This is a genomic window from Allobacillus salarius, from assembly GCF_007559425.1.
Lineage (GTDB): Bacteria > Bacillota > Bacilli > Bacillales > Alkalibacillaceae > Allobacillus > Allobacillus salarius.
In genome coordinates, this window is record NZ_VMHE01000010.1 from 24,554 (window position 1) to 51,014 (window position 26,461).

Annotated in this window: 29 protein-coding genes; 18 read left to right on the top strand and 11 right to left on the bottom strand. The window is 37.3% G+C overall.

The genetic code is table 11. The features are described from left to right. The first annotated feature begins 71 nt into the window (after window positions 1-71). From FPQ13_RS07145 to FPQ13_RS07155, 3 genes are all read left to right on the top strand, one after another. Window positions 72-602 carry an HD domain-containing protein gene (locus FPQ13_RS07145; RefSeq protein ID WP_144088654.1) on the top strand — a complete coding sequence of 177 codons (531 nt, stop codon included), beginning with the start codon at window positions 72-74 and terminating at the stop codon, window positions 600-602. 64 nt (window positions 603-666) lie between these two features. Next, window positions 667-1,092: a YwpF family protein gene (locus FPQ13_RS07150; protein ID WP_144088655.1), complete on the top strand. Its 426-nt coding sequence runs from the start codon at window positions 667-669 to the stop codon at window positions 1,090-1,092. 173 nt (window positions 1,093-1,265) lie between these two features. After that, on the top strand, window positions 1,266-2,630 hold the full coding sequence (locus FPQ13_RS07155; protein WP_144088656.1) for a TrkH family potassium uptake protein: 1,365 nt from the start codon (window positions 1,266-1,268) through the stop codon (window positions 2,628-2,630). Window positions 2,631-2,732: 102 nt separating this feature from the next. Here the strand turns inward: FPQ13_RS07155 and FPQ13_RS07160 are convergent, their stop codons facing one another. From FPQ13_RS07160 to FPQ13_RS07170, 3 genes are all read right to left on the bottom strand, one after another. Beyond that, entirely contained in the window at window positions 2,733-2,882 is a 150-nt protein-coding gene (locus tag FPQ13_RS07160) for a YjcZ family sporulation protein (protein ID WP_144088657.1), read from the bottom strand. 91 nt (window positions 2,883-2,973) lie between these two features. Beyond that, complete coding sequence (locus FPQ13_RS07165) at window positions 2,974-4,185, bottom strand: S1C family serine protease (protein WP_144088658.1); 1,212 nt, start codon at window positions 4,183-4,185, stop codon at window positions 2,974-2,976. A gap of 14 nt (window positions 4,186-4,199) precedes the next feature. Continuing rightward, window positions 4,200-5,351, bottom strand: coding sequence for an FxLYD domain-containing protein (locus tag FPQ13_RS07170; protein WP_144088659.1), 1,152 nt, complete (start codon window positions 5,349-5,351; stop codon window positions 4,200-4,202). A 395-nt stretch (window positions 5,352-5,746) separates the two neighbouring features. Here FPQ13_RS07170 and FPQ13_RS07175 point away from each other — a divergent pair, with 395 nt between their 5' ends. The 3 genes from FPQ13_RS07175 to FPQ13_RS07185 all read left to right on the top strand — a co-directional run bounded on the left by FPQ13_RS07175 (window position 5,747) and on the right by FPQ13_RS07185 (window position 6,486). After that, window positions 5,747-5,965, top strand: coding sequence for a DUF1659 domain-containing protein (locus FPQ13_RS07175; protein ID WP_144088660.1), 219 nt, complete (start codon window positions 5,747-5,749; stop codon window positions 5,963-5,965). 32 nt (window positions 5,966-5,997) lie between these two features. After that, window positions 5,998-6,213 carry a DUF2922 domain-containing protein gene (locus FPQ13_RS07180; RefSeq protein WP_144088661.1) on the top strand — a complete coding sequence of 72 codons (216 nt, stop codon included), beginning with the start codon at window positions 5,998-6,000 and terminating at the stop codon, window positions 6,211-6,213. Between the two features lie 126 nt (window positions 6,214-6,339). Further along, window positions 6,340-6,486, top strand: a complete 147-nt coding sequence (locus FPQ13_RS07185; protein ID WP_144088662.1) for a YvrJ family protein — start codon at window positions 6,340-6,342, stop codon at window positions 6,484-6,486. 121 nt (window positions 6,487-6,607) lie between these two features. Here the strand turns inward: FPQ13_RS07185 and lepB are convergent, their stop codons facing one another. Then, a complete protein-coding gene (lepB, locus tag FPQ13_RS07190; RefSeq protein WP_144088663.1) occupies window positions 6,608-7,117 on the bottom strand; it encodes a signal peptidase I in 510 nt (169 codons plus the stop codon). 559 nt (window positions 7,118-7,676) lie between these two features. Here lepB and FPQ13_RS07195 point away from each other — a divergent pair. After that, entirely contained in the window at window positions 7,677-7,856 is a 180-nt protein-coding gene (locus FPQ13_RS07195; protein WP_144088664.1) for an aspartyl-phosphate phosphatase Spo0E family protein, read from the top strand. Here FPQ13_RS07195 and FPQ13_RS07200 read toward each other — a convergent pair. Continuing rightward, entirely contained in the window at window positions 7,850-8,998 is a 1,149-nt protein-coding gene (locus FPQ13_RS07200) for an aminotransferase A (RefSeq protein WP_144088665.1), read from the bottom strand. The genes FPQ13_RS07195 and FPQ13_RS07200 overlap by 7 nt on opposite strands. Window positions 8,999-9,072: 74 nt before the next feature. Here FPQ13_RS07200 and FPQ13_RS07205 point away from each other — a divergent pair, with 74 nt between their 5' ends. Beyond that, complete coding sequence (locus FPQ13_RS07205) at window positions 9,073-9,411, top strand: hypothetical protein (RefSeq protein WP_144088666.1); 339 nt, start codon at window positions 9,073-9,075, stop codon at window positions 9,409-9,411. A gap of 40 nt (window positions 9,412-9,451) precedes the next feature. On the opposite strand, the gene FPQ13_RS07210 is transcribed toward FPQ13_RS07205, so the two are convergent. Together FPQ13_RS07210 and FPQ13_RS07215 are read right to left on the bottom strand one after the other, a co-directional pair. Further along, the gene (locus FPQ13_RS07210) at window positions 9,452-10,054 is read right to left on the bottom strand and encodes an SCO family protein (protein ID WP_144088667.1); all 603 of its coding nucleotides are present in this window, start codon (window positions 10,052-10,054) and stop codon (window positions 9,452-9,454) included. Between the two features lie 114 nt (window positions 10,055-10,168). Further along, complete coding sequence (locus FPQ13_RS07215; RefSeq protein ID WP_144088668.1) at window positions 10,169-11,026, bottom strand: metallophosphoesterase; 858 nt, start codon at window positions 11,024-11,026, stop codon at window positions 10,169-10,171. Between the two features lie 144 nt (window positions 11,027-11,170). Here FPQ13_RS07215 and fadH point away from each other — a divergent pair, with 144 nt between their 5' ends. The 5 genes from fadH to FPQ13_RS07240 all read left to right on the top strand — a co-directional run bounded on the left by fadH (window position 11,171) and on the right by FPQ13_RS07240 (window position 15,013). Continuing rightward, window positions 11,171-11,935, top strand: coding sequence for a 2,4-dienoyl-CoA reductase (gene fadH, locus FPQ13_RS07220; RefSeq protein WP_144088669.1), 765 nt, complete (start codon window positions 11,171-11,173; stop codon window positions 11,933-11,935). Between the two features lie 291 nt (window positions 11,936-12,226). Further along, window positions 12,227-12,673, top strand: a complete 447-nt coding sequence (gene cbpB, locus FPQ13_RS07225; RefSeq protein WP_144088670.1) for a cyclic-di-AMP-binding protein CbpB — start codon at window positions 12,227-12,229, stop codon at window positions 12,671-12,673. A gap of 29 nt (window positions 12,674-12,702) precedes the next feature. Then, window positions 12,703-13,422 (top strand): 2,3,4,5-tetrahydropyridine-2,6-dicarboxylate N-acetyltransferase, encoded by a 720-nt coding sequence (gene dapD, locus FPQ13_RS07230; protein ID WP_186279591.1) that lies wholly within the window; start codon window positions 12,703-12,705, stop codon window positions 13,420-13,422. A gap of 88 nt (window positions 13,423-13,510) precedes the next feature. Then, window positions 13,511-14,623 carry an N-acetyldiaminopimelate deacetylase gene (locus FPQ13_RS07235; RefSeq protein ID WP_144088671.1) on the top strand — a complete coding sequence of 371 codons (1,113 nt, stop codon included), beginning with the start codon at window positions 13,511-13,513 and terminating at the stop codon, window positions 14,621-14,623. 18 nt (window positions 14,624-14,641) lie between these two features. Further along, on the top strand, window positions 14,642-15,013 hold the full coding sequence (locus tag FPQ13_RS07240) for a VOC family protein (RefSeq protein WP_144088672.1): 372 nt from the start codon (window positions 14,642-14,644) through the stop codon (window positions 15,011-15,013). A 76-nt stretch (window positions 15,014-15,089) separates the two neighbouring features. Here the strand turns inward: FPQ13_RS07240 and FPQ13_RS07245 are convergent, their stop codons facing one another. Further along, window positions 15,090-15,911 (bottom strand): mechanosensitive ion channel family protein, encoded by an 822-nt coding sequence (locus FPQ13_RS07245; protein ID WP_144088673.1) that lies wholly within the window; start codon window positions 15,909-15,911, stop codon window positions 15,090-15,092. A 237-nt stretch (window positions 15,912-16,148) separates the two neighbouring features. Here FPQ13_RS07245 and FPQ13_RS07250 point away from each other — a divergent pair, with 237 nt between their 5' ends. From FPQ13_RS07250 to FPQ13_RS07260, 3 genes are all read left to right on the top strand, one after another. Next, window positions 16,149-17,903 (top strand): ABC transporter ATP-binding protein, encoded by a 1,755-nt coding sequence (locus tag FPQ13_RS07250; protein ID WP_144088674.1) that lies wholly within the window; start codon window positions 16,149-16,151, stop codon window positions 17,901-17,903. 14 nt (window positions 17,904-17,917) lie between these two features. Next, complete coding sequence (locus FPQ13_RS07255; protein WP_144088675.1) at window positions 17,918-19,741, top strand: ABC transporter ATP-binding protein; 1,824 nt, start codon at window positions 17,918-17,920, stop codon at window positions 19,739-19,741. 239 nt (window positions 19,742-19,980) lie between these two features. Continuing rightward, window positions 19,981-20,646, top strand: a complete 666-nt coding sequence (locus FPQ13_RS07260) for a potassium channel family protein (protein WP_144088676.1) — start codon at window positions 19,981-19,983, stop codon at window positions 20,644-20,646. A 580-nt stretch (window positions 20,647-21,226) separates the two neighbouring features. Here the strand turns inward: FPQ13_RS07260 and rnjA are convergent. The 3 genes from rnjA to def form a co-directional block, all read right to left on the bottom strand. Then, window positions 21,227-22,894 carry a ribonuclease J1 gene (gene rnjA / locus FPQ13_RS07265; RefSeq protein ID WP_144088677.1) on the bottom strand — a complete coding sequence of 556 codons (1,668 nt, stop codon included), beginning with the start codon at window positions 22,892-22,894 and terminating at the stop codon, window positions 21,227-21,229. Between the two features lie 3 nt (window positions 22,895-22,897). Further along, the gene (locus tag FPQ13_RS07270; protein ID WP_144088678.1) at window positions 22,898-23,107 is read right to left on the bottom strand and encodes a DNA-dependent RNA polymerase subunit epsilon; all 210 of its coding nucleotides are present in this window, start codon (window positions 23,105-23,107) and stop codon (window positions 22,898-22,900) included. A gap of 401 nt (window positions 23,108-23,508) precedes the next feature. Further along, complete coding sequence (def, locus tag FPQ13_RS07275; RefSeq protein WP_144088679.1) at window positions 23,509-24,066, bottom strand: peptide deformylase; 558 nt, start codon at window positions 24,064-24,066, stop codon at window positions 23,509-23,511. Window positions 24,067-24,264: 198 nt separating this feature from the next. Between def and FPQ13_RS07280 the strand changes: the two genes are divergently transcribed. Further along, window positions 24,265-24,924, top strand: coding sequence for a YkyA family protein (locus FPQ13_RS07280; protein WP_144088680.1), 660 nt, complete (start codon window positions 24,265-24,267; stop codon window positions 24,922-24,924). A 491-nt stretch (window positions 24,925-25,415) separates the two neighbouring features. Next, window positions 25,416-26,459, top strand: a complete 1,044-nt coding sequence (gene pdhA / locus FPQ13_RS07285; protein ID WP_144088714.1) for a pyruvate dehydrogenase (acetyl-transferring) E1 component subunit alpha — start codon at window positions 25,416-25,418, stop codon at window positions 26,457-26,459. Window positions 26,460-26,461 lie beyond the last annotated feature (2 nt).

Sequence of the window (26,461 nt, forward strand, 5' to 3'; positions counted from 1 at the left end):
ATTTTAGGAATTAATCGCCCGAGTCATTAAATTATGGTATATTAATGATTAAAATCAGGAGGGGATGTACAATGGGCTATGTCACATTAGTCGAGATTTTTAAACACCCAATCACTCAGAAATATTTGAGACGGTCAGGCGTCCATCATGCTGTAAACGTTACGGAAATTGCCTATCGACTCGCAAGTGAACGTAAAGAAAATCCTGAACTTGCTACGAAAGCAGCATTACTACATGATATGGGACATTTTGAATGGTACAGAGAAGGAAAGTGGGATTATGATGAATACCGAAGACATGATATCCACGCGATTAAAGGTGCTGAACGAGCGCATAAGTTATTAATTCGTTTAGGTGAAAACAGAGTGAAGGCAAAAGAGATTGCCATTGCGATTCTATTGCACACAGACTCTTACCTACCGTTTTCCGTAAAAGAGTTCCGAACACCATTACAACAAATCATTTACGAAGCGGATGAGATGGACGAACTACCAAAAGGTGGCCATCATTATTTGCAAATGGAGAATGAAGAAGCGATTGAACGATTAACATCCATCGATCAAAAAATCCAGGAAGTAAGTGACAAATTGCAATCTAATTAATAAAGGCTTTTCTATTCTCTAGCTATCTTATATAATGAGGTTAATTTAAGGAAAGGAAGATTGTATGAAAACATTCAAATTAATCTCCCTTACAACATTAGAAAAACTAGGCGACGAACTTCAAAATAAAGAAATCGAGTTTCACGATGGCTTAATTATCGATCGTGAAATTGACCGGGATCGTTGGCTTGTGGAAAGCTTCATGCCTAAAACTTACGAAGAATTTTTTAGAAATAAGCTAGACAAAGACCGAGAAATGGTTTTCCAAGTGCGAATTACAAAGAAAGAAAACTCAAAAGCAACACTTGTCGGAAAAGTTGAAACGATTGAGGAAGTGGATGATAGCATCAGTGTAGTCATCATTGGCAATATGGTCAATCGTGAACGTGAATTAGTAGAACAAACATTACAAGATTTAATCGAAGCCGGCTATCAAGGTGAACAGTTATTGACTAAATTCAAGGAAAAAAATCAAGAGAGCATACTTTAACCCCTAATCTGAATGGAAAGTTCAGTTAGGGTTTTCCTATTTTTTAATAACAAGCACAAGCACAAGCACTTAATTACCTTGAAATAGACCGCTTGAAGTCAGTGCAAATGAAACCCTTGAAGCTTATCAAAAATAAATATAAGGGTTTATGCCGCTGCAAAGGAGAACGTATCATGAATCCAACTATTCAAAAAAAACCATTATTGGACAGATTATCAGTTGTTCAACTGATTTCGATTTATTATTTCGCTGCCGTATCTGTTACCGTATTTCTACTTTCATTGCCGATTGCACAAAAAGAAGGCGTAGATTTGAGTTTTATGGATATTGTATTTACTGCGACGAGTGCAGTAAGTGTAACCGGTTTGACAGTTGTATCAACGGCTGATTCATTTTCGGTCTTCGGCATTTTCACCATTGCGTTGGCGCTTCAAACTGGCGGATTGGGTGTCATGGCTTTAGGTACATTAATTTGGCTTGTCCTGGGTAAAAAGATAGGTTTTAAAGAACGGCGCCTTATTATGACAGATCAAAATACAAAGTCCATTTCTGGTATCGTGCGCTTAGTTAAAGAAATGTTCTTTGTCATTTTGGGTATCGAATTCATTGGGTTCCTAATTCTCGGCACATATTTCATGACATATTATGATTCGATATGGGAAGCTTTTTATCACGGTTTCTTTACGGCGGTGAGTGCGACTACCAATGGTGGTTTTGATATCACTGGGGCATCGCTCATACCGTATCAAAATGATTATTTCATTCAATTCATCGTTATGCTTTTAATCATTTCCGGAGCGATCGGATTTCCTGTATTAATTGAAGTGAAAGAGTATCTACAAGTATCGAAACAAGAGCGGACGATGAAACGCTTCTCATTATTTACTAAATTAACTTCATTAACATACTTTGTTTTACTTTGTTTCTCATTTATTGTCGTATTGCTTTTGGAATTTAATCATTTCTTTGCGGATAAAAGCTGGCATGAAACGATTTTTTATGCATTATTTCAATCAACAACGGCTAGAAGTGCTGGCTTAACGACAATGGATATCAATGAATTTACTGAGCAAACACAATTGTTTTTGTCATCAATGATGTTTATTGGAGCCTCGCCAAGTAGTGTTGGTGGAGGGATACGGACGACTACCTTTGCACTGGTCATTATTTTTATCCTTCAATTTGCCAGAGGCCGGTTTAGAGTGAAAATATTCGGAAGAGAAATCGAAGAAGAAGATTTATTCAAAGCGGTCGTCGTCACATTCTTAGCATTAATCATGACGTTTGTTGTCGTGACAATCGTACGCGTAATTGAGCCATTTCCATTGATTAGTATTATTTTTGAGGTGACATCCGCATTCGGAACAACCGGTTTATCGATGGGGATTACGCCTGAATTGACAAACGTCAGTAAAATACTGTTAATTACATTGATGTTTATCGGGAGAATAGGTATTTTAACCTTCTTATTTTCATTAAATCGTGATCGTCAAGAATCAACATACCGTTATCCAAAAGAGAAAATTAATATCGGATAATTTATTTCAATAAACAATCCTAAAAGAAATTCTTATAAAAAAACGCCAATCGTATCAAAGTACGATTGGCGTTTTCCGTATTTATAATCTTTGTTCGTTCAATTAGCAATAAAATGCGGCACCAACAATGATTAGCAATATAAATAAAACGACGATTAACGCGAAATTGTTATATCCGCAACCATAGTTGTTACCTCCATAACCAGGACTTACAAAGTTGTTTTGACCTCCGCAGTGGTTGTATCCTCCCATATTACATCACCTCCATGTCATTCATCACTATATATCTATGTTTCGATGGAATGACTGGGAAGGGGCATCTACCTAATTTGAATCGATTTTTTTAAGATTTTTCATCTGATGCGTTTTCATCTTCTTCGCTATGTTCTGTCTTTGATAACAGTTCTCTTTTCAAATCGAGTATTTTCAGTTGATCATTTTCATACCCAATAACAAAGTTTGTGCGATAGTGATGTGTCTCTTGGACTTCTTCGTTTTGTAAGATTTGGTGGTCAGATAAAACGGTCACTGATGTGCTTTTGTCTTTATTAATCTCAATTTCAATATCTGATCGTTTGATCTCACCGGATACAACATAGAGCTCACGGAACTCTGGATATGAATATTCCACTTGTTCTTCACTGCCCAATAACGAATAGGCTGTAAAGTAATCACGTAAATTCAATGTTTCATAAAAATAATCAATTAAGTATTGCACATCGTTTAATAATTGGTCATCGGTTACATTCATGAAACCGTTAGGATCTCCATCGTAATTTAACTCTTCATTACTTGCGGTGTCTGACCACATTAACAATCGATCATATACTTGGGTGATAGGAATACTAAAGCCCATATCTCCTTCTGACGTGGCAGCTGAGTTTACGGCAATGACAGTACCTGTTTTTCTATGGATTAATGGACCACCGCTATTTCCTGTAGAGATATCGGCTGTAATCTGATACAAGTTGTTATATTCATAATCAGACCCATCGACTGTGAAGCTTCTGTTTTTTCCGGAGATGGTTCCAATTGTGACGGTGTTTTGAAATCCATGTGGACTGCCGATGGCAATAATATCATCACCCGTATTTGGTGTTAATCGAACATCTATTTCTAAGCCGCCGTTGTTTGCTAATTGGGGTACGCGGATCAAAGCGATATCATCACGTTCACCGATTCCGATAATGGCACCAACATAATTTTGAGCATCAGATGTTTTTACATATACTTCTGAAGCATTTTGAACAACGTGCGCATTTGTCACCACATCGCCTTTATCGTTGTAAACGAAACCTGATCCGATATTTTTGCCATAAGGACCGGTCGTCTCAATCTGGACGACGTGCTTTTCTGCATCGTGGATAATGGTTTGTAGATCCTTAGTTTTGTCTGTTTCTTCCTCATCTTTTTTAACGGTTCCTACCAAATCAGAAGAGACGCCAATGGCTTGCTCTTGCCATTGGTTAAAATAGACGTAATAAAGAGACACTCCAGTGATTAGTAAAAGGATCGTCATGAAGACTGGTAGTATTATTTTTTTTGCTCGGTACATCGGATCACTTCCCCTTATTCGTCATCAAGGAACCATGAAATTTGGTTAATCTCAATGGATACTTTTTCAGGCATTTCATAATGAATATATTCAAATTTCCCCGTCTCATTTGGATAGAGTGTTTCTGGATATAGAAATGTTTCGTTTTCAGTTAATAATTCATCGTTTTCATCGTATAACGAGTAATTCACAGTAACTGATTGAATGGGTACGGTTGCCACACTTTTAATTTCTCCTTTAACAACGATATCACCATATTCATCAGGCTTCGCTGTTACTTTGACAACTTCCACAGCATTGTTTTTGTTATGATCCTGTTCTAGTTCATATTGACTTAAAGCTTGTTCAATCCGCTTTTGTTGCTCTGTTTCGAACGCTACTTTTTGTTTTTCGATGGTTGACTTCAAGTTTTTTAACCGCTCACTTTCAGGAAGGTACCGTAAGCCTTCTTCCACAATGTTAAGGGCTGTCGTGAATTGGTTGTCTTGGAGATTTTCGCTCGCTCGGGAAAATGTATCATTGATAAATCGGTCTTCCATTGCTTGAATTAACTCTTCTGATTTCTCGACATTAATGGAGTGGATTTGCCATAATAAAATTTTCAATTCTTCAAAAGATGGACTTTCACTAAATTGTTGTTCTATTTGTGCAACCCGAACTTCATTCCTTTTTGAAATAATACGATCCAGAAGTTGTTGCGTCACTTCACCTTTGTAAGATTCCAATTGATCTTCTGCTTCTTGTGCAAGCTGCAGGCCTTCTTGGAATTCCTGTTCTTCAATCAATTTATCAATATCTTGGATTTTAGACTCTACTGTGAGAGCTACTTCCATAAATTCTTTAGCAGTTTTAGCAGCTTGGAAATTCTTTTTTAATGATACGGCTTCTTCAAATGCTTCCAAAGCTTGTGTATAATGGCCTTCTTCTGCATGCTGAATCCCTAATTCGTAAGCATTTATCGTTTCACTATTTTGGTGCTCTAAATAGAAGTGCATAATGATTCCGCCAGCTAAAATAACGGACAACATAATAATTGGTAATAACCACCATCGGTTAAAGCCATCATCTGGAATCCGTTCATCTAAGTCAGGTATTTCAGCACCACAGACGAGACAGAATCGTTCATTTTTTTCAGTTTGTGTGCCGCATTGTGTACAATATTTCATTCAATCACCTGTCGCTCGCCTTTCAATGGTCTATTAACTCTATTTTAGCATAGATTGTTGTGAAAAAATGGTGAAGTTCATGGCTAAATGGTAAAAGTTTTTATATGAATATTTCCATAGAAACTTTGTTTTTTGGTATGATATAATATATAGAGATTTGTTAGTAGCAACCTTAGGAGGTGCAACGAAAGTGGAAGTTGTATTAGGTATTGTCATGATGGCTGTTCTTGTTACGTTCATTGGTTACTGTATATTTGATAACGCAAGCCAATAGTCATCACTTAAGGAATTGCTCCCTTATAATTAGACGTAAAGAAAGTGTGAAATGTTTCAATACATTTCACACTTTTTTTCTGTTCTTAACGATTATAAGGTTGAAAGGAGGGGGCAGACAGATGGCGAGCGAATTAAAATTAGATACACAACTCCAGCTATTGTTTGAAACAGGCATTGACCAAGAGGGTGAGGTCATTATCAAACGAAAAAACTTCAACCAGGTGAATACTGAAGCGGATGCAACAGCACTTTATACCGTAGCTAATTCTTTAGCTAATTTACAGGCGCATCCACTTCACCAAATTGTTCGAAACAACTCGTACAATATTCAAAACTAATGTAAAACAATACAAAAAAGGAGGTTGGGAAGATGAAACGAATTGAATTAAAATTTCGTAATGAAGCAGGTCGGTTATCAACCGTTTCACTAGACGATCCTAAGGAGCCTGTAGATCCAGTTGCCGTTAAACAAGCTATGCAGGATATTATCGATCAAAATGTATTTACATCAAGTGGCGGCTCATATGTCAGTATGGATAGTGCTCAAGTCGTCGACCGTACAGTCGAAGAAATTTCTCTTGATTAATTAAAAGGCGGTTGGATAGAGGAAGACTCTATTCAGCCGCTTTTCATTTTCAAGCACTCAATCAGGGGTGCTGCACGACCATCAATTCATTCGTGGATGAGACAAGCTGCAAAGGGAGGGATAGACATGGAGCAATGGCTTACGTGGATTCCGGAAATTGGTTTTCCAATTTTGGTGACATTCTATTTATTACACCGAATTGATCAACGATTGAAGGAACTGAATGAATCATTACTTCAGCTACCGATGAATCTTAGTACGTATAAAAGGTAATAGAAGTCGTTCGATTGGCTAGTAAAATCGATTGTTAGTAACGAAATAACCCCGGTTTGTAGACGATTGTTATATACGTCCACGATCCGGGGTTATTGTTTCGCAGAATTAAATTATTATTTTATCGAGTCATTGAAATATGATCGAAAGGAAAGATAATAAATTCGGAACGGCCGATAATATCATCAGCATCAATTAAACCTAATCCGTTGCGGCTATCTTTACTAATCGATCGATTATCTCCCATCACAAAATATTTTCCTTCAGGTACTTCCACAGGGCCAAATGCTTCTGTTTCATGTTGTAAAGATTCAGAGAGATAATCTTCTTCGTAAGCTTTCCCATTTATGAAAAGTGTATCGTTTTTATACTCAACAGTGTCATTTGGTTTCCCAATAACACGTTTGACGTAATTTTTAGTTTCACGCGAGATAATGACAATTTCACCGCGATCTGGCTCATTTACAAAGTAAACAATTTTATTGAAAATAACTCTTTCACCGTCTTCCAATGTTGGATCCATGCTCGCACCTTCAACAATGGATGTCGCAAACACAAAAGTACGAAGGAAAAAAGCAATAATCAAAGCAATAATAATTGCTTTACCCCATTCTAATAACTCTTTTTTCAATTTTTGTTCTTCCTTTCCGCTCTCTGATACTTCTATATAAGGAAGTTCATTTTAATGATTGTACAATAAATAGTTTACCATAATTATGTTTCAACTTCTTTAAGTCATCGTTTTTATTTACCCTGTTACATAATTCTTAAACGTTTAATCCATCCATTTTATCTACCTCTTAAAAAGCTTGTTTTGTTTATAAGACGAAAGGGTATTATTAATTAAATTGTTTATCGATTTAAACAAATAGGCTCTATAAATCAGATGAAAAAAGATAGAAACAACCGTGTTTGACTGCATTCTTTCCATTGTATTACAAAAAGCTTTTCACTTCCTAAATAAGCTCACAGAATGTATAATTAGAACATACGTTTCTGTATATAATAGTGAAAATGATGTCAAGAAAGTTATTATGTGAATGCACGTTCAAAACGGTTGCTTTTTCACTCGTTATTATAATATAGTATTACTGTTTATGTTTTATGAAACCAAGGCAGTGAGCATTGCAACACTAATTTTATAAATAATCTATAGAAAAAGAATTCCCCAGGGTGGTGGTCTGTAACAAATGAGAAATAAACTTAGCCAGCTCGAAAAAGAAATCGAAAAACTTCGAGAAGAAATGATCGAACAAGCAACAGAAAAAGGAAGACTTAGTGATGAATCTATCCAAGCCTCCCAAGAGCTTGATCAACTAATAAATGAATACATCGAGCTTCAACAAAAATTTAAAAACAATAGTTATTGAGCTAAAAATTGTTCAAGCCGATTTAACCCCTCTTTTAATATATCCATATCATAAGCATATGAAAGTCTCAGGTAACCTTCTCCAAATTTCGAGAACGCACTTCCAGGAACAAAAGCAAGCTTTGCCTCATTAACTAGCCTCATAGCGAAATCAAAACTGTTTTCATTTGTAGGAATCTTGACAAACACATAAAAAGCTCCATCTGGAGCAACTGCATCGAGCTTCATGTCCTGAAGCCGCTTAAGAACATAGTCGCGTCTATCTTTGTAAGCATTTTTCATTGCAATTGGGTCTGATTTTCCAATTGTCAGTGCTTTTAATGCAGCATACTGACTGATCGAAGTAGCGCATGAAACATTATACTGGTGAACTTTCAGAGCGTGCTGCTGAATCTCTTTCGGTGCAAGAAGATATCCTAAACGAAATCCCGTCATCGAATGTGACTTGGATAGACCTTGGACGATAAGCGTTTGATTACGTACAGAGTCAAAAACCCCAATAGAAGTGTGTTTTTGTTCATAGGTTAGTTCACTATAAATTTCATCAGCTATAATAAAAATTTCTTTTCCACCAATTAAATTAGCAATATCCCGAAGTTCTTCTTTAGTTAACGTGACACCAGTTGGATTCGATGGATAGGAGAGAATAACGCATTTTGTTTTGCTCGTCAAATGGTCCTCTAAAAGATCTGCGGTCAATTTGAATTCATTTGTGCGCGTATCTATATGTTTTGGCGTAGCTCCAGCCATGCGAACTAACGGTTCATAGCCCGGATATACTGGTCCTGGTAAAATGACCTCGTCACCAGGAGAAAGTATTGTCCGTAAGGCGATATCAATCGCTTGGGATGCACCAACCGTAACGATTACTTCATCTTCAGGTCGATAAGATAATTGATAGTTTGAGTAGACGAAATGACTAATGGCTTCTCTTAGCTCTAACAAACCTGCATTTGGTGTATACTGTGTATGATTATTGTCTAACGCTTGTTTGGTTGCTTCTTTAATATGGTCTGGTGTTTGAAAATCAGGTTGCCCAATCGTTAACGATAAAATATCTTTTTGATCGCCAACTAAATTAAAAAATTTACGAATTCCTGAAATTTCAATTCCTCTTACAGTATCATTTAGTAAATGCTCCATTGATTTATCATTCCTTTTGTCTATATTGATTGAATTGTCATTTTATTGCCCATAATGTTGATGGGGTGAAAAAAATGATTTTCAAAGAGATGTATTTAATCATCACAGAAAATTATCTCGTTGTATTGTTGTTATTGATTATTACGACATTTAGTTATCTAGGAGTCAACCGATTTATTCGTTTTTGTTTAAAGCGTTACGGGACGAAAACATTGAGCTTTATGTTCACAACGCTCATATTGCTATTTTGGGTATTTAGTGATTTTAGTTTTTTGTCTACGCAATTAACAAGTGCGAATGAAAGGTATCAATTTTTATTGAACGTATTAATATCCTTGATGTTATTCGGACTTTTATTGATTGCTACCATTACTGTTAAAAGTTTATCACAGATGAAGAAAAACAAGAATTAAATATAAGTGAAGAAAAAAACGAGCTGTGAATGAGCTCGTTTTAATCTTTCTTATAATATTCTACATAATCTGTGATCTGACCAAACTCTTCTTGGTCAGTACCAGAAAACATATTTAGAACGGTTCCTTCAGGTGAAACGAGGAAAAATGATATTCCATGGTTTACCTGATCATAACCATCTACTTTCGCAACCAATGTTTTAAATGAATTTGCCGCAAAGCTTTCGATTTCCTTTTGGTTGTATCCAGTTAAAAAATCCCAATTACTAAAGTCTGCATTAAATTGATTGCCATATTCTTTCAAATCTTCTGGATCGTCGTTTGCTGGATCGACGGAAAATGCTACAAATCGTAAATCAATATCCTTTTCTTTCGCTTCGGATTGTACTTTCGACATGTTTGCAGTCATCGGAGGACAAACCGTTTCACAGTTAGTGAAGATAAAGGTGCCCACCCAGTAATTTCCTTTAAGGTCCTCAAGGCTGACAGTCTCTCCATCTTGATTTGTATATTCGAAATTCTCTACTTCTGTTTCAAGTTGAGGGTCCGGAGCATATTTTCCTGACTCATCTTCTCCACACGCTGAAAGTATCGTAATCGACATAATAGCGAGTAACCCAATTAAAATTTTATTGAAATTCATTGCGTGCCACCCCAGTACTTTGCTTTATTTACTCTCATTCTAACACCTTATAAGAATTTTAAAGGGTTCAAACTTGAAGAAATTTCAACAAATCATAGAAAACTGGGATATAAATCACTTTTTTCTCAATGTATATAGGTTAATCTCTGGGCGGCATAGAAAACGAAAGGGAAGGCGAGTTGTCCCTAACCCTTTTGAAACAAATAACTGTAAAGGTCTTTGACCGAGCGTAAAGCTTCCTTCTACATATTTCTCTCCCAAAATAGGTGTAATAATATAGCCGATGATCGGCAACTGAATCTGACCACCGTGACTGTGCCCTGATAGTTGAACGTCAAATGGATAATTTTTCGTCGTGTCTGCAAAATCCGGTTCATGTGAAAGAAGGATATTGAAGTGGTCTTGCTCTGATTCATCAATTAATTGGGTAATCTCAGGATTTCCGAGTAAAACATCGTCCAATCCAGATAGATTGATGTGATCACCGTCTTTTTGAATTTTCGTCGTTTCGTTTTTTAATAGTTGAAAACCTGCAGAAGACATCACTTGAGCAATCTTTTCAGTTCCATATCCACCGTGGTCATGGTTCCCGTATATCCAGTAATTTCCGTGGCGTGATTTGATGTTACTTAATTTATCAATTATTTGTGCGTATTGCTGATTCGTAATTGTGGATGGATCATCTATTAGGTCACCGGTAAATAGGATAAGGTCTGGATCTAATTCTCCAATTGTTTGAATTAAATCATCCAGTTCCTTCAATCCATAATTGAATCCGATATGTGTATCACTTAATTGCAAAAACGTAAAACCGTCAAAGGAAGCAGGGATTCGCTCTGATTCGATATCATTTCGAACAATTTTTACCCAACGAGGTTCAATTTCGTGAGCGTAGTAATAACCACCATAACCTGCTCCGGCCAAGCCAATTGTTCCTAATAAAAACCGTTTTAGAAATGTTCTCCGATTCATAAGCGGTTAATCACCTTTCTGTTCAATTAGTTGCATTATAGCATGGAGGTTAACTGTTTGTAACTGAAGACAAATGAATGAATATTCATTTTTTGAAGGAATTTTCTACTCTTTCTCGAATGTATTCAAGAGGGAGGGAAAATAATGAAAAATAAAGTTGTTATTGTTACAGGTGGCTCAAGTGGAATGGGTAAGTATATGGCTAAAAAATTCCATGAAGAAGGAGCTAAAGTCGTAATTACAGGTAGAAATGAAGAGAAGTTAAATGATGCAAAAAAAGAAATCGCTTCAGATGATTCAAATTTATTGTCCGTAGCTATGGATGTCAGAAACCCTGAAGATGTTGAAAGAATGGTGCAGGTCGCGGATGAGACATTTGGACGTATCGATTTCTTAGTAAATAATGCTGCAGGGAACTTTATTGTCCCGTTTGAAAAATTAACACCGAATGGATGGAAATCTGTTATTGATATCGTATTGAATGGAACGTTTAACTGCTCTTCCATCGTCGGAAAGTATTGGATTGAGAAGGGGATACAAGGCTGTATTACAAATATGGTCGCCACTTATGCATGGAATGCCGGGGCATATGTTGCTCACTCTGCTGCCGCGAAAGCTGGTGTACTTTCGTTGACACGTACTTTGGCGGTTGAATGGGGTAGAAAATACGGTATTCGAGTTAATGCAATTGCACCGGGACCGATTGATCGCACTGGTGGCTCTGAAAAGTTATGGTTATCTGAAGAAGCAGCAAAACGAACGCTTCAATCTGTTCCATTGCAGCGACTAGGTGAGCCAGAGGAGATTGCTGAGTTGGCGTATTTCATGTTCTCCGACAAAGCGACGTATTTAAATGGAGAAGTGATTACATTGGACGGCGGTCAATGGTTAAATGATTATCCGTTCTAAATAATCATTTCATGATGAAGCTCATGGATTAGTTTGCGTCTATTCAATCAAAGGATGTCAGGCGTCTGGACACTTGTGCTGGACGCCTTTACTCTTTAGTCAGACAGCTGTGAGATGAATCAAGGTAACCAAATTCCTCTATATGTGATATTAATTTTTGTTTCATTGAGGCTGCCTCGAACTTTACATAGCCGAATAATGCTTTCATTACTCATTCGATGTGGTTTGTGATAAAATTATGATGACTGGAGAAAGAGATTACCACTTCCATTAAGGTTAGGGGGAGACTAAATGCTTAATGTGACAGAATTTGATCTCACACAAAAATTAGTGAATGAATACATGATCGATTCTGACAAAGTGGCTCACGTCCAATTGAACAATCCATTGAAGCATGCGTTGCTCGTACTTACTAAGACTGGATATAACGCAGTGCCAGTTTTAGATTATGACGGCACGTTTAAAGGATTAATCAGCAAATCACATATTATTGAGAGAATGTTCGGTTTAGATCAAATCGAGGTTGATTTGCTTGATGAGAAAACAGTAAAAGATGTAATGGATTATAATATAAAAACGTTACAATTGGATGATACACTTGAAAAAGCATTACATTTATTAATTGATCATAATTTTGTTTGTGTCGTAAATCATTCCAACACAATGGAAGGCATCTTAACCAGAAGGCAGCTATTAAAGCAAATAAGGAATCAATTCTACCAGCAAAAAACAATCTAGAGATCAGAATAGTATTGGAGGAATTTGAAGTGGACATGATGGACGCTAATCAAATTATTGATTTTATTTCAAATGCAAAAAAATCGACACCTGTAAAGGTATATGTAAAAGGCAGTAAGCTGGATGCTATTGAGTATCCTGATAACGTAAAAGACTTTATTCAAGGTGACACCGGCGTTTTATTCGGTGAGTGGAAGGATATCGAAAAGATCATTGAAGATAATCAAAATATCTTCGACGATTATGTAATTGAAAATGATCGTCGTAATTCAGCAATTCCTTTATTGGATTTGAAAGGAATTAACGCAAGAATCGAGCCGGGCGCACTTATTCGTGACCAAGTTGAAATTGGTGACGGTGTTGTCATCATGATGGGCGCGTCAATTAACATTGGTGCCGCTATTGGTGAAGGAACGATGATCGATATGAACGCCGTGCTTGGTGGCAGAGCAACTGTCGGTAAAGACTGTCATATCGGAGCTGGAACTGTGTTGGCTGGTGTCATTGAGCCACCATCCGCAAAACCAGTGATCGTAGAAGATGGCGTCGTCATCGGTGCAAACGTAGTCGTATTGGAAGGTGTTACTGTCGGTAAAGGTGCCGTAGTCGCAGCTGGTGCGATTGTAACAGAAGATGTACCACCAAATACTGTTGTGGCTGGTACACCTGCAAAAGTAATCAAAGAGATTGATGACCAAACAAAATCCAAAACAGAAATCAAAAAAGAATTGAGAAAGTTAGATAACTAACTTACATCTAAGCGGGACTTCGATTTTTTCGATAGCCCGCTTATTTGCATATGTATATCGATTTTTCATTGGAAAGGTTTGAAAAAGAGTGGAGAGAGATTGGATACAAGTACGAAGAGATTTACATCAAATACCAGAAATCGGTTATCAAGAATATAAAACACAGGCTTATTTGCAATCAATGATTGATCGCTTGCCCCAAGAACATCTTCATGTCGAAAAGTGGAAAACAGGATTATTCGTTTTAGTAAAAGGAATAGAGGGAAATCGTATAATCGGATACCGCGCCGATATCGACGGACTTCCAATCAAAGAAGAGACTGGATATGATTTTGCGTCGAACCATGAAGGATATATGCATGCATGTGGACATGATGTTCATATGACAGTTGCTCTCGGTGCGTTAACAGAAGTGGTTGAAAATCGATTAAAAGATGACGTCTTATTCATTTTCCAACCAGCTGAAGAAGGCCCAGGAGGTGCAGAGCCGATGCAGACGAGTGATTTTTTTCAACATCACCGTCCAGACGTCATCTTTGCACTTCATATAGATCCTTCTTTGCCGGTAGGTACAGTGGCCACGAAGCCAGGAATCCTTTTTGGGAATACTAGCGAACTATTTATCGATTTTTATGGAAAAGGTGGTCACGCTGCATATCCACATCAAACTTCTGATATGTTGATGGCAGCAAGTGCCTTTAATATGCAACTTCAGCAGTTGGTAGCACGCGTTACTGACCCACTTAGTGAAGCGGTCGTCACGCTTGGTAAGATGGTAGCCGGAACCGCTGGAAATATTATTGCAGAATATGCAAGAATAGAAGGGACCATGAGAACATTGGACCCGAAAGTGATACCACTTTTAAGAGAACACATCCAGTCGTTGTTGGCAGGGATTGAAGAACGTTATCATTGTCGTACTGCTGTAGATTTTGGGGCTAGCTACTATATGGTTGATAATGACTCCGCCTCTGTAAAACGTTTCAAGGCTGCAGTTGAAAATACTTCTGTACACTACCAAGAAGCACCAATCTCAATGGCTGGGGAAGACTTCGGATATTTTCTTAAAAATATTCCAGGGTTTATGTTTTGGTTGGGAGTCGAATCACCATATGGACTTCATCATAGTAAACTTCAACCGAGGGAAGAAGCAATACAAGTCGGTATTGAAGCGGTTACCGCTACATTGGAAAAATTATAACGGGAGAGATTTCAAAACATGGATCATATGTTTAAAAAAATTGATCATGTTCAGTTGACTGCACCAACAGGCTCTGAATATGAAGCAAGAGAATTTTACGCTGGCCTTCTCGGGATGGAAGAAGTGAAGAAGCCAGAATCATTAGAAGTAAACGGGGGCGTGTGGTTCCGATTTGGTGACTTTGAGCTTCATATCGGCATCGAAGAACCTTATACGCCAGCTAAAAAAGCGCATCCCGCTTTTGAGGTTGACGAGCTTGATGAATTCATCGCTTTATTAGAAGATCATAAAGTCAATTACACAGTAGATAATCAATTGCCAAATGCTAAGAGAATCTATCTAAACGATCCGTTCGGCAATCGATTAGAAGTTTTGGAATGGGAAGAGTAATAATACAAACAAAAACCCTTTGCAAGTCCGTTGAAAAGGACTTGCAAAGGGTTTTTTAGTACTTATAAAAGTAAGTTTATGATTTAGGAACATTGACTTGATGAGGGTAAGGGATTTCAATGTTATTCTCATCCAAGGCTTCTTTAATTCGTTTTCTTAGCTCTCGCTCTATGCCGAATTGTTCGTTTTTCTCCGTTTGTGCGATGACTCGTAAAGTGACTTGTGAGTCGTCAAGGGATTGTACACCAACGACATCAGGTCCTTCTTTAATTAAAGGATTCTCGCTCATTTCATCACAAACTTTTTGAATGACTTGTGTCACATGGTCGATATTTTCTTCATAAGCAATACCAAAATCCACTAGTGCACGCATATTTCCGCGAGTATGATTATTAACATTTTGTATATAGCGATTTGGAATGTAGTTTAGCGTTCCATCGAAACTTCTAATTTGAGTTGTCCGAAGACCTAACTCTTCAACGATTCCATTTTCTCCACCAGCTGTAACGTAATCATCCACATCAATCTGCTTTTCAATCAAAATGAAAAATCCTGTTACGATGTCACTGACTAATCCTTGTGCGCCAAATCCAATAGCTAATCCAATAATCCCTGCACCAGCTAAAAGCGGTGCAATTGGTATATTAAAGATTGGTAACAACATAGCGACAAACAAGAAAATCAATACATAGCTATACACGTTGAGAAGTAAGTTGCTCAATGTTTTCTTTCTACCTTCACTTAACTTTTGTTTGGAGGCCACTTGATTCATTAAGCCAGTGATCAATTTCTTGCCAATTGGTTTAATAATCAAAAATAAAATAATTAATAACAATATTCTTCCTGAAATTGTTAAAGCAGAGCTTAAGAGTGAGCTCCAATCAAAATCAAAATTCATTCAAATAACCCCTTTAACCAACTAATTTTCTTAAGTGTAAATTGTTCTTTAATTATATGTATTAAACAAAAAACACTCAATATCATCAATATATACCCTAAGATTCAATTCTTCAAACAAAGTAATTAAAATCTAATTTGAGTGAAAATAATAATTTTTTAGACAAAAGGGTGGAAATTTATTTCGGAACCCGATATATTAATAAGGCAAAGGTATTTATAGAAGTGAGGGATCAGCATGGAAGTTTTCAAGAAGTTAAAGCAATTTTATTGGCCTTATCGGTGGTATTTTATTTTTTCTATTATTTCACTTGTTTTTGTAGCGGGCATTACCGTCATTTATCCAATTGTGCTACAAATCACGATTGACGATGTCGTAGCACAAGAACGTTTTTATCTAGTTCCATACATCGCTTTAATTTTTGTTGGATTAATGATTGTGAAATCAATTGCAACTTATTTCAATCAATATTTAGGTGATTTGTTTGGGATTTCATCCGTTTATGCCGTACGTGATGAGATGTATAAAAAATTACAACGACTTTCTTTTAAGTACTATGACAATGCAAAAACAGGGGATCTCATGTCTCGTTTGACGGCAGATGTTGAGGGATTCCGTTTCTTCTTATCATTTGGATTTTCTGAATTGTTAAGGATTTTCTTATTAATCACGGTCAGCTTAGGCGTGATGTTCTTCTATTCTGTACCACTCGCTTTAGTTACGATGGCAGCTATGCCATTTCTCGGAATTATCGTGTATAAATTCGACCGGCGCGTTCACCCGGCTTTCCGCGGAATTCGTAAATCGTTTGGACGAATGAATACGCGTGTTCAAGAAAACATTTCGGGAATGAGCACAGTCAAATCACTATCACGTGAAGATTTTGAAATCGATCGGTTTACAGACAAAGGCGAGAATTATCGACAACATTATTTGGACACGGCGAAAATTTGGGCACGCTATTTTCCGTTAATGGAGTTTATCGGAAATGTGTGTGTTGTTGCATTACTCGCTTTTGGTGGTTACTTAGTTATTCAAGGTGACTTGTCCGTCGGTCGGTTGATCGCATTTTTCAGTTTGGTTTGGTATATTTTAGGACCATTGATGAATTTAGGGTTCGTCGTCAACCAATTCTCACAAGCAAAAGCTTCCGGTGAAAGATTGTTGGAAATTTTAGAATCAGATTTGGAAATCAATGATCATCCAACAGAGGATGTAGATCACATAGAAGGTCATGTTACTTTTGCAGATGTTACGTTGACATATGCTGAAGAAGACGACCAAGCTCTAAAAAATATTAGCTTCGATGCACCTCCTGGAAAAGTTATTGGCTTAATAGGTGGTACGGGTGCAGGGAAAACGAGTATTACACAGTTGATCACCCGTTTCTATGAACCAGAAGAGGGTCAAGTGTTAGTTGATGGGAAACCTGTCAGTGATTACCCATTGGCTCAACTACGTAAAAATATAGGCTTTGTTTTACAAGAGCCATTTTTATTTTCTACATCGATCAAAGATAATATTGCTTACGGAAATCCTGAGGCGACAATGGATGAAATTATTGATGCTGCTAAGCGTGCACAAGCACATGATTTCATCATGGAAATGCCTAAAGGCTATGACACATTGTTAGGCGAAAGAGGAATGGGCCTTTCAGGTGGTCAAAAGCAACGGATCTCTATTGCCCGGGCAATTTTAATCAATCCGAGCATCCTTGTTCTCGACGATGCGACGTCAGCTGTAGATATGCAGACAGAATTTAAGATTCAAAAAGCGTTGAAGGAAGTAATGGAGGGACGTACGACGTTCATCATTGCTCATCGGATTTCATCATTAAAGCATGCGGATGAAATTTTAGTCCTTGAGAATGGAGAAATCGCTGAGCGAGGAACACATGAATTTTTACTACAGAATAATGGAGCTTATCAACGCATTTATGATATCCAGTATCAAGATAAAGAAACGGTTATGGCAAATCAAAAACATGCTTAAAGGAGGGTGCTCGTATGGCGACAACAACAAAAGAAAAAAGTCCCCATTTAAAAAGATTTCATTATACGCTTGATGTAGCAGTTGATAAGCCATTCAATTGGAAGCAGATGCTGCGTTTGCTTCAATTTTTAAAACCATATGCAAAAACGGTTTTACCGATTGCTGTTATTGCAATGCTTGTCTCAACTGCGGTCCGATTAATTGTGCCAGTCTTAATCGGTCGCGTCGCAATTAATATAGCCGTGGCCAATCAAGACGTTAACCTATTGATTGAATTGGTAATAGGGATTTCAATACTCTATCTCTTGAGCTATATTGGCAATACGGTAAGAATTAAGTACGTCAATATTTTAGGGCAAAATGTCATTTATGATTTAAGAAAACATTTATTCTCTCATGTTCAACGACTCTCGAATCGTTTTTTTGATAATCGTTCAGCAGGTAGCATAATTGTGCGGATTATGAATGATATTAACTCCTTACAAGAGCTATTTACGAATGGAATCATCAACTTGTTAATGGACGTTACAATGTTAATTAGCATTATTGTTATTTTACTTGTGTTGAGTCCACAGTTAGCTTTAGCAGTCATGGTGATTATTCCAATTATGTTCTACATTTCAACGAAATTGCGGAAGAATATTCGTAAATCATGGCAAGATGTACGGATTCAGCAATCTCGGTTGAATTCCCATTTGAATGAGAGTATACAAGGTATTCGTATTACCCAGTCATTCGGTCAGGAACGAGCCAATACCGAATACTTCGATGGTGTGAATACGGATAACTTTGGTACATGGCGTACAGCGACACGTAAAAGTGCAATGTTCCGCCCGTTCGTGGAAATGAGTAACGCATTTGGAACAGTGATCTTAGTCGCTTATGGTTCCTATTTAATCATCAATGGGACAATTGATGTCGGTACATTCGTTATTTTTGGTTTTTTCATCGGAATGTTCTGGGAACCAATTTCTCGATTAGGACAGATGTATAATCAATTGTTAATGGCAATGTCTGCATCTGAAAGAATCTTTGAATTTTTAGATGAACAACCAAACGTTGCAGAGAAAGAAAACGCCAAACATTTGGAAGATATTAAAGGTCATATTGAATTTGACCGTGTTCAATTTTCCTATGACGAAGATCGAATTGCGTTACATGAAATCTCCCTGGAAATGAAACCAGGAGAAGCAGTTGCGTTAGTTGGTCATACGGGATCAGGTAAATCGACGATCGCTAACCTGATTAATCGATTTTATGATCCAACAAAAGGATCTGTTAAGATTGATGGCAATGATTTGCGTGATGTGAAATTAGATGATATTAGACAACGAATCAGTGTCGTCTTACAAGATACGTTCATTTTTTCCGGTACAATTATGGAAAACATTCGATTTGGTCGACCGACAGCTTCTGATGAAGAAGTTATAGAAGCGGCTAAAGTAGTAGGAGCAGATGAATTTATTCAACGGCTATCAGATGGCTATCAAACTGAAGTAGAAGAGCGTGGGAATATCTTGTCAGCAGGTGAAAGACAGTTGTTATCTTTTGCGAGAGCATTACTTGCCGATCCAAAGATAATCATTCTTGATGAAGCAACTGCCAGTATTGATACAGAAACAGAAATGAAAATTCAACACGCGTTGAAACGTTTATTGAAGGGTAGAACATCTATTATTATCGCTCACAGACTTTCGACAATTCGAGAAGCCGATCAGATTATTGTGTTGGAGAACGGAAAAATACTCGAGCGTGGAAGTCATGAAGAACTAATGAATTCACATGGTGAATATTATCATTTAGTCAAATCTCAGTTTCAAATGCTTGACCAGTTATAAAAGTAAAAGCAGGATCTGTGCCCGCAGTATAAGAACTGTGATTTTCACAAGAATTTATGTACTCTAGATGCAAACGTAGTATTTTGGTGTGGAGTACGATTTAACATTAGAAAAATCCGGACGATTTAGTTTACATAAGAAATCGCCCGGATTTTTATTTGTTTTTGTCCCAGTCCTTACTATTTTCCCATGGTAAAATTATGATATGATATCCTTGATGGAACGAAGGAGGAGTCCCGATGAAAAAGTTATATGGGGTAATCGGTCTTGGCCGTTTCGGCGGAAGTGTTTGTTTAGAATTGGCACGAGAAGGATTTGAAGTATTAGCACTGGATCGTGACGAAGATCGAGTGAACGAGTTTAAAGATATAGCTACTCACGCTGTAATCGGGGATTCAATGGATGAACAAACGTTGATTGACCTCGGTTTTAAAAATATCGATCACGTAATTGTTGCTATTGGCGATAACGTACATGCCAGTATTTTAACGACGCTTATTTTAGAAGAATTAGGAATTAAGCGTATCACTGTAAAAGCTCAAAATGACTACCATGAAAAGATACTGAACAAAATCGGTGCTGACCATGTCGTCCACCCAGAGCGTGATATGGGTAAGAGAATTGCTCATAGTATCGTATCCAGTAATATTCTTGATTATATTGAGCTATCTGACGAATATAGTGTCGTAGAAGTAAAAGTTGGCAGTAAAATGAATGATAAAACCATTCAAGAATTGGATGTTCGTGCACGGTTTGGATGTAACATTGTGGCGATCAAAAGAGGCAAAGACGTAAACGTTTCACCGATGGCCGATGAAATATTAAAGCTAGGTGACATTCTAATCGTTATTGGTTCAGATAAAGATATATCTAGGTTCGAGAAGAAGTTAGTAATAGAAGAATAGATAAAAGAAAAACTTTAGCGGAAAATTCACTCGTTTAACGAGTACATAAGTAGTTGAACGCCGTTAATTTTGAATCAAGCTGAGTTTCCTAAAACGCGTTCTAAGTCAAATGTTGGAGCTAGGCCAAAATCTTTAAAGTTGACTCAGATGCGAACATTCTAATTTAGTGTAACGGAAATACCCGCTTCGGAAATATACTCCGCTTTTACCCACAGGGCATAAGGCGACATCTGCGATAAATCGCAGTGTCTTCTATACCGCGGGCAGCTGTTGAGCCTACTCGTGCTACGCAATGTGGGGTCTCACCTCACACTTGGTTGGTTCAGGTGAAGAGTGTCGGCGTGACGCCTGCGGGAAAAGCGCGAGTCTTGAGACCCCGCAGGCCACGCTTTTCCGCCGAGGAGGCTCGAGCCGTGCCCGCGGCAAGCACCCGCCGTAAGCGGATCGCCTGACACGAACGGCCATCATCGAACCAACAAATATTTTAGAGCCTAAAATGATAATAAATCACCGATCACATTGAAGTGATCGGTGATTTATTTTATTTCATTTATTCAATTGCTTTCGGATAGGTAATTCATTAAACTTCCATAATGATTGGTAAGATCATTGGACGACGTTTCGTGCGGTCGAATAAGAATGGCTGAATCGTGTCAGTAATTTCATTCTTGATTTCTGACCATTGTGTCGTTTTTCTTTCCATAACTTTTTCAAGGTGTTTTGCAACTAAACCTTGTGCTTCTTTAATAAGGTCTTCAGATTCACGCATATAGACAAACCCTCTTGAGATGATGTCTGGACCTGAAGCGATTTTGTGATCTTTCATGTTGATACTGACGACAACAATGACTAAACCTTCTTCAGATAGAATGCGGCGGTCTCTTAGTACAATATTTCCGATATCACCAATACCGCTACCATCAACATAAACAGACCCGGCAGGAATTTTACCTGCTACGCTCACATCTTTTTTGCCAATAGCCAAGACGTCGCCGATATCCATCACGAAAGACTTTTCTCGTGGTACACCTGTTTGTTCAGCAAGTTTCGTGTGCTCAACAAGCATACGGTGTTCCCCGTGAATTGGCATGAAATACTTAGGTTTCATAAGACGTAACATTAATTTTTGCTCTTCTTGTCCACCGTGGCCAGATGTATGGATATCATTTAATGAACCATGAATCACATTAGCTCCCGCACGGTAGAGTTTGTTAATGTTACGGTTGATACTAATTGCATTACCTGGAATTGGTGATGAAGATAAGACAACTGTATCATCTGGGTGAATTTGAATATGGCGGTGTGTGCCATTAGCAATTCTGGAAAGTGCAGCCATTTGTTCTCCTTGAGAACCTGTACAAAGAATGACAAGTTCATCATTAGGCATTTGATTAATTTTATTCGGCTCGATAAACGTGTCATCAGGTGCCGTAATATAATTCAATTCCTGCCCAAGGCGAATGGCATTTTCCATACTACGTCCGAAAACGGCGATTTTTCGATCGTTTTCAACCGCAGATTGAACAACTTGTTGCAAGCGATAAATATTAGATGCAAAAGTTGCGAAGATGATTCTTCCGTCTACCTTGTTGAAGATATCTCGAATACTTTCACCGACAACACTTTCTGAAAGTGTAAAACCAGGAACTTCACTGTTTGTACTGTCAGACATTAGGCAAAGAACGCCTTCTGCACCGATTTCAGCCATTTTCGTTAAGTTGGCTGGTTCTCCAACAGGAGTGAAATCAAACTTGAAATCACCTGTTTGTACAATATTTCCTGGTGGTGTTTTAACAACAATTCCGAATGAATCCGGAATACTGTGAGTCGTTCTGAAAAAGCTGACGGCCGTTTTTCTGAACTTGATAATATCTTCTTCTTCAACAGAATGTAGCTTCGCACTCCGTAAAAGTTTGTGTTCTTCTAGTTTGTTTTTAATTAAACCAATTGCTAGTTTACCAGCATAAATCGGAATATTGATTTCACGTAATAAATACGGAATGCCCCCGATGTGGTCTTCGTGTCCGTGAGTGATGAACAATCCTTTAATTTTATCTTGGTTTTGGATGAGATAAGTGTAATCAGGAATAACATAGTCGATTCCCAGAAGTTCGTCTTCAGGGAACTTAATACCGGCATCAATCAGAATAATTTCATCTTGAAATTGAATGCCATACGTATTTTTTCCGATTTCACCTAATCCTCCCAAAGCGAAGATAGCTACTTGATCATTTTTTACAAATTTCATGTGCTAGATACTCTCCACTTTGAAGTCTTCAGACTTTTTCTCATAAGCTAAATGAGCCTCATTTAATTCAAGGATATGTTCAATATTGATGCTTCGATCAGCGAGTTTTTCACGGACACTCTTTACACTGTCTGCTTCGATGTACATCGTTTTTGTTTCTTCACGTACAGGAGCTTCTTCTTCATGCTCCTGATATAATACTTTAAAAATCATTTTTTTCCTCCTAGTTAATTGTGTTCTACATAGTTTACCTATCCGTAAAAAAGCAATATTTAAATGCTAAGTTGAAAGCATTATGGATAAATTAATTATTCAAAAGGTTTTACTGCATATAGTTAATTTAGAATGTTTACGCTCCAAGTGTCTTTTTTTCACGAAGCAACTTTTTTAAACGCTTTCTCAGTTTTTCTCGTAAACGCTTTAACATGGCGACATACGCTCCTTAATGTATGACGTAAATCCAACAAACGATTCGCTGAGAAAAAAGAATACTACAATACAATTTCCTGTCGTTATTATCCACTTATTATTTCCATTATATACTTTTCTGTATCACAATTGAAACAATATAATCGATTGTTTCCGAAAAAGTATCATGTAGATTCGATGAACTGCTAAAGCTCATCGACAGATACTGCATTTTCCGGTGGTGTCATTGGATCGTTTTGATCGATATGATCATAAAACATCACACCGTTTAAGTGATCGATCTCATGCTGAAAAACAACAGCGGCATACCCTTTAAGACGTAGCTTTACGTCTTCGCCTTCAAGCGTGGTTGCTTTCACTGTTATTCTTGCATAACGTGGCACAATACCCGGTACATCTCGATCAACACTCAAACAGCCTTCGCCACCAGGTAAATAAGTTTGCTCTACTGAATGACTGATAATTCTAGGGTTGAATAAACCGTAGCTATAAAGTCGATCGTTATGATCTGTAAAATGAACGGCAATCATTTGCTTGGATATACCGAGCTGAGGAGCAGCCAAACCGACACCACTTCTTAGCTCATATTTCTCAATCATTTCTTCATCTTGACTATTCTTAATAAATTGAAGCATTTTTGTTAAAAGAACTTTCTCTTCCTCTGTAGCTGGAAGTTCTACTTTATTAGCTTTTATACGTAATGACTCATGCCCTTCGCGGACAATATCTTTCATCGTTAGCATACAATTTCATCTCCTTGCTTGTTGCTTTATATGTATGAATGATAAGATTAAATATTGAATTAATCGTTTAAATCTAGCTTTACATATTTTATCATATATTTATTGGATTCATAATAAAATGTATTCCAAATATAGGAATGCTTTATGTTATAATAACGTAAAGGAATTTGATAGGTAGACAGGAAGGAAGAGACATACATGAAGAAATTATTATTATCCATATGCATCTTGATTCTTAGCATCACACTTGTAGGATGCAACAGCAGCGATCAAACGAAAGAAGAAATCTATAACTATTTAGAAGAAGCTGTTCAAAAAGAAAAGGATTTTCAAGAAGCACAAAATGAACTTGTCGAAGTTGAAAAAGAAGAAAGTAAACTATACGAGCAAATGATAGAGATTAACATGGAAGAAATTGACCAAGTGAAAGAAAAAGCGGAAAAGGCTAAAGAGCTTTCCCAGGAACGAAAGCAGATCATGGAAAAAGAAATGGAAAGTATTAAAGCAGGAAAAGAAGAGTTTGATAAAATGATTCCTTTAGTTGAGGAATTGGAAAATGAAGAGGCAAAAGGTCAAGCCAATGAGATGATTGATGTTATGGAAAATCGATATAAGTCATTCGCAGAATTACATGAAACGTATTTATCATCCATTGAAAGTGACCAAAAGCTATATGATTTACTGATGGACGAAGAGTTAGATAAAGAAACGTTAGATGAGCAAGTGAATGAAATTAATCAAAAGTATGAAGAAATAACGACTCATCAAGAAGAGTTTAATGAATTGACTAACCAATTCAACGAACTTAAAAAGCAATTTTACGAAACAATCGAATTGGACGTTCAATACGAAGAATAAATGGCTCTTGAAGGATCGCCTTTCAAGTAACAGGCTCGAACGATTTTAAAATCGTTCGGGCTTTTATTTTTTGTGCTCTTTCCATTAGGGTCAGCCAAGAAGTCAATCGCAATATAGTTAGTGATTATCTTCCGGTTTTTCATGAAGTTAACACTACTGTTATATTACAGGAGTCAGTGTTGACTATAACAGATAAATGTATTTTACCTCTTGAAAAGATTCAGAAAAATGTCCGGTTGCTTGATAAACAAATACAATTGACGAGTGAGACCTTTATGTTATAGACTATTCTATGGAACCTTGTATCACTAAAAAACATCTTTTGTATGAAACAGTTTATTTGATTAAAATGTAGCACGAAAGGGTAAATATAAAAGATGAAGTTTAGTATGAGGAACGTTAGCCAAACTATGGAAAGAATATAAGGAAAGGAAGAGGTGACTGGTGTGGTTTTTAAAAGTCCAGTAGAAGGCATCGAAGAAAAATTTGAGATGATTCAAATCTTAAATGAAGATGGGAAAATTGTGAATGAGGATGCAATGCCGGATTTATCTGATGATGATCTGGTAGAATTAATGCGTCGTATGGTATATACGAGAGTGTTAGATCAACGTTCTATCGCGTTGAACAGACAAGGAAGATTAGGTTTCTATGCACCAACAGCGGGTCAAGAAGCTTCTCAATTAGGTAGTCAGTTTGCGTTGGAGCAAGACGATTTTATCCTTCCGGGATATCGTGATGTACCACAGTTGATTTGGCAAGGGCTTCCGTTATATCAAGCTTTTCTATTTTCTCGCGGTCATTACCACGGAAACCAAATGCCTGAAGATGTTCAAGCATTAAGTCCACAAATCATTATCGGTGCACAAATTACACAAGCAGCTGGTGTAGCGTTAGGAATGAAAAATCGTGGCAAGAAAAACGTTGCAATTACGTACACTGGTGACGGTGGTGCGTCGCAAGGTGACTTCTATGAAGGGGTAAACTTTGCCGGAGCTTACCAGGCACCAGCGATTTTTATTGTTCAAAACAACCGATTCGCCATTTCTGTTCCAGTTGAAAAACAATCAGCAGCAAAGACAATTGCTCAGAAATCTGTAGCAATGGGGATACCAGGCTTCCTAGTTGATGGTATGGATGTTTTAGCTGTTTATAAAGTAGTACAAGAAGCTCGTGAACGTGCTGTAAATGGGGATGGACCAACATTGATTGAAACATTGACGTATCGTTATGGTCCACACACTATGGCGGGGGATGACCCAACACGCTACCGTACAGAAGATATGGATAGTGAATGGGAAAAGAAAGATCCAATTGTCCGTTTCCGTAAATTCTTGGAAGAAAAAGGACTATGGTCTGAAGAGAAAGAAAATGAAGTAATGGAAACAGCAAAAGAAGAAATTAAAGCAGCGATTAAGAAAGCAGATAAACAAGAAAAACAGTCTGTTACGGAGTTAATTTCCATTATGCATGAAGAACTTCCAGCTAATTTGAAAGAGCAAATGGAAGAATTCAAAGAAAAGGAGTCGAAGTAAAC